8 protein-coding genes and 1 pseudogene are annotated in these 6,987 nt (G+C 47.3%); 7 read left to right on the forward strand and 2 right to left on the reverse strand.

Annotation, left to right across the window (positions count from 1 at the left end; translation table 11 throughout):
* Positions 1-746: 746 nt before the first annotated feature.
* The 3 genes and pseudogenes from istA to AB5935_RS04135 all read left to right on the forward strand — a co-directional run.
* Positions 747-2,321, forward strand: a complete 1,575-nt coding sequence (gene istA, locus AB5935_RS04125) for an IS21 family transposase (RefSeq protein ID WP_117929310.1) — start codon at positions 747-749, stop codon at positions 2,319-2,321.
* Positions 2,318-3,100 carry an IS21-like element helper ATPase IstB gene (gene istB / locus AB5935_RS04130; protein ID WP_005839930.1) on the forward strand — a complete coding sequence of 261 codons (783 nt, stop codon included), beginning with the start codon at positions 2,318-2,320 and terminating at the stop codon, positions 3,098-3,100. The genes istA and istB overlap by 4 nt, the downstream gene beginning before the upstream one ends.
* 69 nt (positions 3,101-3,169) lie before the next feature.
* Positions 3,170-4,084 (forward strand): annotated as a pseudogene (locus tag AB5935_RS04135) (DUF3987 domain-containing protein); the annotation flags it as partial.
* 177 nt (positions 4,085-4,261) lie between these two features.
* Here the strand turns inward: AB5935_RS04135 and AB5935_RS04140 are convergent.
* Complete coding sequence (locus tag AB5935_RS04140; protein ID WP_007843883.1) at positions 4,262-4,480, reverse strand: DUF4248 domain-containing protein; 219 nt, start codon at positions 4,478-4,480, stop codon at positions 4,262-4,264.
* 357 nt (positions 4,481-4,837) lie between these two features.
* Here AB5935_RS04140 and AB5935_RS04145 point away from each other — a divergent pair, with 357 nt between their 5' ends.
* The 4 genes from AB5935_RS04145 (at position 4,838) to AB5935_RS04160 (ending at position 6,474) form a co-directional block, all read left to right on the forward strand.
* The gene (locus AB5935_RS04145) at positions 4,838-5,329 is read left to right on the forward strand and encodes a DNA-binding domain-containing protein (RefSeq protein WP_368327330.1); all 492 of its coding nucleotides are present in this window, start codon (positions 4,838-4,840) and stop codon (positions 5,327-5,329) included.
* A gap of 139 nt (positions 5,330-5,468) precedes the next feature.
* Complete coding sequence (locus AB5935_RS04150; RefSeq protein ID WP_007843882.1) at positions 5,469-5,573, forward strand: smalltalk protein; 105 nt, start codon at positions 5,469-5,471, stop codon at positions 5,571-5,573.
* The gene (locus tag AB5935_RS04155; protein ID WP_368327331.1) at positions 5,573-5,989 is read left to right on the forward strand and encodes an N-acetylmuramoyl-L-alanine amidase; all 417 of its coding nucleotides are present in this window, start codon (positions 5,573-5,575) and stop codon (positions 5,987-5,989) included. The genes AB5935_RS04150 and AB5935_RS04155 overlap by 1 nt, the downstream gene beginning before the upstream one ends.
* Positions 5,990-6,159: 170 nt before the next feature.
* Positions 6,160-6,474 (forward strand): hypothetical protein, encoded by a 315-nt coding sequence (locus tag AB5935_RS04160; RefSeq protein WP_007838232.1) that lies wholly within the window; start codon positions 6,160-6,162, stop codon positions 6,472-6,474.
* 95 nt (positions 6,475-6,569) lie between these two features.
* Here the strand turns inward: AB5935_RS04160 and AB5935_RS04165 are convergent.
* Positions 6,570-6,987, reverse strand: a 418-nt coding sequence (locus AB5935_RS04165; RefSeq protein WP_368327332.1) for a PD-(D/E)XK nuclease domain-containing protein, incomplete at its 5' end; no start/stop codon positions are given.

Here is a 6,987-nt window from a genome sequence, read left to right on the forward strand (position 1 = left end):
CAATAACTGTTTCTGCATAATCTTCCCGGAAAAAAGAAAATGAACAATACCTGACAATACTTATGGGTTGCCAATGGAAGTGTGCATGAATCTTCCTGTTCATGAACGAATAAAAATATAGGTAATCTGAAAATGATGGTGGAGAACCGGACATGCCTGGTGGCGTCAAGAAGGAACAAAAGGAATCGGGCAGGATTATTTTGAATGGTCCTCTTTTTCCGCGAATCCGATAGGTATACATTCCAAATTGACGTGTCATTTTTTTTTAAGAAAATAGCCATTCAAAATATCCATCCAATACTTAATGCCAATATTTTAAAGTGTTTTAATTTTAAAACATTAAAGCATTTAAATATTAAAATGTTAAAACTTCGGTCATGAATACTTTACATGAAGTCATGTATCTGTTGTTTTATGATATTTGTTTATATGTAGAATCTGTATCATTGTTAAAAATATCATACACGTAATTCTGTAATCCACCCTTTACATTATGTGAGAATCAATGGATATTCTTTTTTCAAAGGGATGCCGACGGTTCGATTTGAAAACATATTAATATCAGAATATTTTAAAATTAAAATTGTTTGATATTTTAATTTTAAAATATTACAACATTAAAATATTGACACGGACGGGTATGGAGTTGTAATCCGTATCTTTGCCCCATGTCCTTTTAGAAAAAGGAAATATGCCATTATGCCTCCTGAAAATGTCTATATTTGCGTTTCAATAATATAAATGATATGGACAGAACTAAGGACGCATGCAGACACCAATCAAACAACAGAGTCATCATGTGGTACAAAATAAGAGAATTATATTCAAAAGGATTTAACAAGACCCAGATCGCGTTCCAGCTTGGTCTGCATAGAAGTACGGTGCGCCGGTACTTGAAAATGGACGAGGACACATTGACTGCAAAATTGCAGCATCGCAGGCGATATCCCCGCATACTTGACAAATACGAAAGTTATGTCTGTGACGTTCTTTCCCGGTACAGGTTCCTGTCCGCCTCCCAGATTCATGACTGGATGAAGGAACAGTATCCTGATCTTCCTGTTGTCTGCGGAAAAACCGTATACAATTTTGTGGAAACTGTACGTCGTAAGTATAATCTGGACAAGGAGGGTCTTTCCAAACGTGTTTATGAGAAAATGCCGGATACCCCTTACGGGGAATATGCCCAGATGGATTTCGGAGAAAGCCGCATGCCCACATACAGGGACGACTTTGTCAAAGTTTATTTTTTTGTCATGGTGATGAGCCGTTCCAGGCAGAAGTTCGTGTATTTTTCCTGTACGCCTTTCACATCAGCCCTGGCCGTATATGCCCATGAACTGGCTTTCGCATATTTCGGAGGGAAGCCGAGAAGGATAATCTATGACCAGGACAAAGTCCTGCTGGTCAGAGAAAACCTGGGTGACCTCATATTGACAAGAACATTCCGTACCTTTGTCAACGAGCAGCATTTCCAGCCCGTGTTCTGCCGTCCTGCTGATCCGGAAAGCAAGGGAAAAGTGGAAAATGTGGTCAAATATGTCAAGCGTAACTTTCTTGCCGGACGGACATTTAACAGCCTGGAAGTCCTTAACACCGAGGTCCTGCAATGGCTGGAAAAAACAGGAAACGGCAAGATACATGGAACCACACGCCTGGTTCCGGCTGAGGAATTTGAGATTGAACGGAAATATCTGTTGCCATACTATGGAGAACCGGTGCCCCCCAAAGACGAGCCGAAAGAGTATCATGTCCGCAAGGACAATACGGTACGGTACCTGACCAACTACTACAGTGTGCCCTCCGGCACCTATAAAAATCGGAACACCGTTGTATGGCTTCTTGAGAATAACGGACATATCGAGCTGTACGACAAAGAGAGCGGCAAACTCATATGCAGGCATGAGTTGTGTCCCGGAAAAGGGAAAAATGTATGTGACAAAAGACATCATAAGGACAAGACACGGAGTGTGAATGACTTGCAGGTCCGGATCCGAAAGCGGACGGAAGATGACCCCACCGTTATTCTGTGGCTCCGGAATCTGGAAAGGGAAAAGCCGCGTTATTACAGAGACAATATGAAACTGCTGCTTCATGTGATATCCGAATACGGCAAAGAAACAGTGATAGCAGCCCTGCGGACCTGTCTGGAAAAAAACATATACAACAGCCTTTCCGTGCAGGAAATATCCGGCTCAATCCACAGGAGTAAGGACAATATGGACGGGATGACTATCCAAGCTCCGACATCCATTCCGGAAACAGCGGACTGTCATCCTGAAAAAACAGATATAAACCAATATAACAAGTTTTTTGAATGATACAAAGTGAAAAATTGAAAGAGCACGCCAAACGTCTGCGGCTTTACAACATTGCAAACCGCATGGACAGCATTCTGCATCATGCACAGGAAGAAAAACCGACCTACCCGGAATTCCTGTCCCTGGTATTAGGCACCGAAGTTGAGATGAAAGAGAGGAAAGACTACGAGAGACGACTTGTTGCGGCACGTCTGCCCCGAAAACATGATCTTGACGAATACGACTACAATTTTTATGAAGGCATAGACCGCCGGCAGATGAAGGAGCTTCGTGAACTGGTATGGCTCCGTGAAGCTTATAACCTGATCCTGATGGGACCATCAGGGACCGGAAAGACATTTCTGGCAGCCGGTCTTGTCTTTGATGCGGTCAAGGCCGGTTACAAGGCATACCTGATGACAATGGAGGATATCGTAAATTGTCTCAGGCTTAAAGACATCTCAACTCCGGCCATGATGACTTATAACAAGATTCTGCGCGCACAGCTGCTGGCAATAGATGATATCATGCTGTTTCCTGTGAAAAGAGAGGAAGCAACTGCCTTCTTCAACCTGATAAACACCCTACATGAGAAGACATCCATCATCATTACAACCAACAAGGCACCTACAGAATGGGTAGAAACATTGAATGATGAAATCCTTGCCAGCGCTCTGCTTGACAGGCTGCTTTATCGATGTGAAGTCATCAAGTTCACCGGCAGTAGCTACCGGTTAGAAAACAGGCAGACGATTTTCAAGACTACAACAGGAACGAGAAACGAACTTATGAAGCCTTAGTTACCGGTGTATTCTGTGGCATATTTAACTTTTCTAAAAAAAGGCACAAGAAAATTTGCAAATTACAGCGAGAGCGAGGCGGACACCGTATCGACAGCCATAGGGACGGAATTCGGCAACTGGAGCGACACGCTGCGCAAGGCGTTCGACCACGACCGCCTGTCCTACAACCGCCGCACAGACCGGGAATACAAGGAAACCACCGCCTGTTACCTGTCCGTGCTCCTCTCGGGCACGCCCGCACAGATAAAGCCGCTCATCTCCTCGCCGGAGAACGGACAGTTCTCGCGAAACATATTCTATTACATGCCCCGTGTAGGCGAATGGAAAGACCAGTTCGGCGAAGATGAACTGGACGTGGAAGCAGAGTTCATCCGGATGGGACACGAATGGAAGGCCAGCAGGGACGAGCTGAAGAAGAAAGGACTGTTCACCCTGAAATTCACCCAGCAGCAGAAAGATGAGTTCAACGGGCACTTCAGCGCCCTGTTCTACCGCTCTTCTCTAGTGACGGGCGAAGAGATGTCTGCTTCGGTGATGCGTATGGGGACCATCCTGTGCCGCATGATGTGTATCACGGCGCTGCTGCGCAGTCTGGAAATTCCCTCGCTGGCCGTACCGGATCCCACTATAAACCCCGAAAACCTGAAGGACGGTATCATCACCCGGCATAACCTGTCCATCACCGATGAGGACTTCCGCGCCGTGCTGGCTTTGTGCGAGCCCCTGTACCTTCATGCCACGCACATACTTTCGTTCCTGGACAAAAGTACGGAACTGAACAGCCGGGGAATAGCGGACCGTGAGATGCTGTATGCGGCCCTGCCGCAAGAATTCACCAAACAGATGGTGATGGAGCAAGCGGAGAAGCTGAATATCCCGGTCAACACCGCACGCAGCTGGATACAGCGCCTGAGGGAAAAAGGCGCGCTGGATATGGTGATGGTGAAAGGGAAAGGAGTCTACTCAAAAAAACAAAGGTAACAAAGAAAACACGCGCACATGCATATATAAGGTACGTGCGCGTGTGTGAGAAAAAAGGACCTGCGTCTGCTGCGTCTGCGTCTGCGTTTCGCATCTCCGGTTGTGATGCCGGTATTCCCGTGGATCTCCCTATGCTCCCGGAGAATCCCCGGCATTCCCGTGGATCTTCCAGCATCCTCAGGGCTCCCCCAACGCCTCTACGATAAGTTTCACCTCAAGGGGCAGGAAAGTGTGTGACAGCTCATTGTATCCGGCAGCCCGCATCGCCCCCATCAGTCCCGGCTTGCGGTCTATCCAGCGCATCAGTTTGCGCCGTGCGGCACTCTCGGTAATATCGGGACTGTAGCACAGGGCCAGTTCGCTTTTCCCGTAACTTCTTATCTGAAAATTCTCCATGTATGTTCGTTTTGTTTTGATACAAATATACCCTTTTTCCGGCAGACCGTCAAACATTATGAACAGCGAATCGCGTCAAATCGCGTCAAATCGGACCATTCCGCACCCTATCGCACCTTATCGCGTCATTGCCCTTTCCGCACATCATATCTTTGTAATGTCGGGACGATGAAGGCGAAAGATCTATAATCTTACAGCCGTAAGATATAGTATCTTACACGTGAAAGATAGGGTTCTTTTAGCGGTCGGCAACCAGTGGCTGACGGTTAATGGACAGTGACTGACGGCTGACTTACTTCATTCCCCGGCAACAGTGTTTCTTAATTCTCAATTATCAACTTTTAATTTTAACAGACTATGGTAAATTACAGTATCGTTATGCGTAGCAATCCGATGGACGTGGACGCCGCCAAGAAGGCCTACGCCAGTGCACAGTATGCTGAAGTGATGGACATCAACCGCTTTGCCGAGCACATCGCCAGCCACGGCTGTGTGTACAAGCGTGCGGACATCGTGGCCATCCTCACCATGGCAGTGGACTGTATGCGCGAACAGCTTCTGGCAGGACAGAAGATACAGCTGGGTGATTTGGGGGATTTCTCCATCAGCATCAACAGTATAGGTGCCGAAAGCTCAGCCGCCTACAACCCTGCCATCCACGCCAGAAAGCTGAATGTGAACTGGAGTGCCGGAACACGTTTCCGGAATCTGCTGGAAGATGCCGTGTTCAATCTGGTGGCCACACGCAAGGCGGCCCGACTGGTGGTGAAGGCGCTGAAAGCCGGAAAGACCAATGTGGACCTTACCGGAGAGGCGAAGGAGCCGGAAAACGGAGGACAACAGGCCTGACAGCCCCCCGGTACGACGGAAGCAAGGCACGACGCTAAAGGGCTGAATGTGCCCTAATGACAAGCTGTTTTCATTGGGGCACAGGCCCTTGGTTTCCATTTTAATTCATTTATTATCAACTAACTAAAACCAAAATCCCATGAACTTGAAAACAAAGAAAAACACCTGGACACTGATTCTGAAAGTAATCATCACCGTAGCCACCGCCCTTGCCGGCGCGCTCGGACTGAACGCCTGCATCTGATGCTCATGAGAACCATCACCTTGATTATTATCCACTGCTCCGCCACCCCTGAGGGGCGGAGGCTGGATTTTGAGACTTGCCGCCGGGACCACATCCGCCACCGGGGCTTCACGGACATAGGATACCATTTCTATATCACCCGCGACGGAGAGATTCACCGCGGACGACCTCTGGAAAAGGTGGGAGCGCATTGCAAGAACCACAACCGGCATTCTATCGGCATCTGCTATGAGGGCGGACTCTCGGCGGACTGCACACCTGCCGATACGCGTACTCTGATGCAGAAAGGGAGTCTGCTGGCACTGCTGCGCGAGCTGCGCCTCCTGTTCCCCAAAGCATTGATAGTGGGGCATCATGACCTGAATCCCGTGAAGCCGTGTCCTTGTTTTGATGCTGTGAAGGAGTACCGCTTTTAAGGGTGCTTTTCTCCAAAGATAGGATTTCTAAAGGGAACTGTTTGTTTTCAAAGAGGCTTCTTCAAAGATAGCGTATCCAAGGATGATTTTACCAAAGATAGTGTTTCTTTCCTCCGCTTTGATTTCCTGATTCTTCATTCAACTAATCTTTTCATTTAACAATAATAAAAATGAACCATCTGATAAACCAACTCATGACCGTAGATAAAGCCTTCTACCGTCATTATCTGGAAATGCTGCTCACCCTGAACCGCATCCAAGCCCTCACCCCCTGGCAGATGTCCATGCTGCTGTGGAGAGCCAAGATTTTCCATATACAGGTGCTCTACCCCGAACTGCTGCGCATCAGCCTGTGCACGGAGCAGGAAAAGGACGAGATACGCTTTATGAAGGGATGGAAACTGAAAGAGCTGGAGAAAATAATGCCTGCATGGCAGCGACGGCAGTGCGAGGAGATCAGAAGGGAACGGTGGAGAGGCTTTTAGTGGTCAGTGTATTCCGGAACGCAATGCCACGCAAAATGCTCTTGTTTACGAGCATTTTGCGTGGCATTGACGTATGTCCTTAATATCTTCAATAGTTAACCCACTATCCATTTCTCTATATTACGACTTTTCTTGCTGAAGTTCACCCCTACCTTAAACAATTTGCGCCCGTCCGTATCGAAAGGTCGGGCATACTGTTTTTCATTGATCTGTCGCAAGGCTTCCTCCGCTGTACCGTTTAACTTGAACTCCATTACGTAAATAAATCTGTCTGTCTGCAGAACCAAATCCACGCGCCCCTCACCGGTATGATATTCCACCTTTACATAAAATCCTACCAACTTGAACACAATGAAAAGTACATTCTGATAGTGTAACTCCAAGTCGCGTATCATCTCGTAGGGCGTATCAGCAAAGAAGCTCTGAAGGCGGCGGAAAAAGGAATCATAGTCACCACTTTCCACTTCACGGGTAAATTTCAGGATTTCGAAAGGAGACTCCACTTTGGTAACC

It is taken from the genome of Phocaeicola sp. RTP21198st1_B8_RTP21198_201120, assembly GCF_040929485.1.
In the GTDB taxonomy this organism is placed as follows: Bacteria; Bacteroidota; Bacteroidia; order Bacteroidales; family Bacteroidaceae; genus Phocaeicola; species Phocaeicola dorei.

What these genes read in the sequence shown, in the direction of transcription:
- istB (WP_005839930.1), top strand. Translation starts at nt 2,318, where the DNA reads ATGATACAAAGTGAAAAATTGAAAGAGCACGCCAAACGTCTGCGGCTT.
- AB5935_RS04155 (WP_368327331.1), top strand. Translation starts at nt 5,573, where the DNA reads ATGCTCATGAGAACCATCACCTTGATTATTATCCACTGCTCCGCCACC.
- AB5935_RS04145 (WP_368327330.1), top strand. Translation starts at nt 4,838, where the DNA reads ATGGTAAATTACAGTATCGTTATGCGTAGCAATCCGATGGACGTGGAC.
- AB5935_RS04140 (WP_007843883.1), bottom strand. Translation starts at nt 4,480, where the DNA reads ATGGAGAATTTTCAGATAAGAAGTTACGGGAAAAGCGAACTGGCCCTG.
- AB5935_RS04150 (WP_007843882.1), top strand. Translation starts at nt 5,469, where the DNA reads ATGAACTTGAAAACAAAGAAAAACACCTGGACACTGATTCTGAAAGTA.
- istA (WP_117929310.1), top strand. Translation starts at nt 747, where the DNA reads ATGGACAGAACTAAGGACGCATGCAGACACCAATCAAACAACAGAGTC.
- AB5935_RS04160 (WP_007838232.1), top strand. Translation starts at nt 6,160, where the DNA reads ATGAACCATCTGATAAACCAACTCATGACCGTAGATAAAGCCTTCTAC.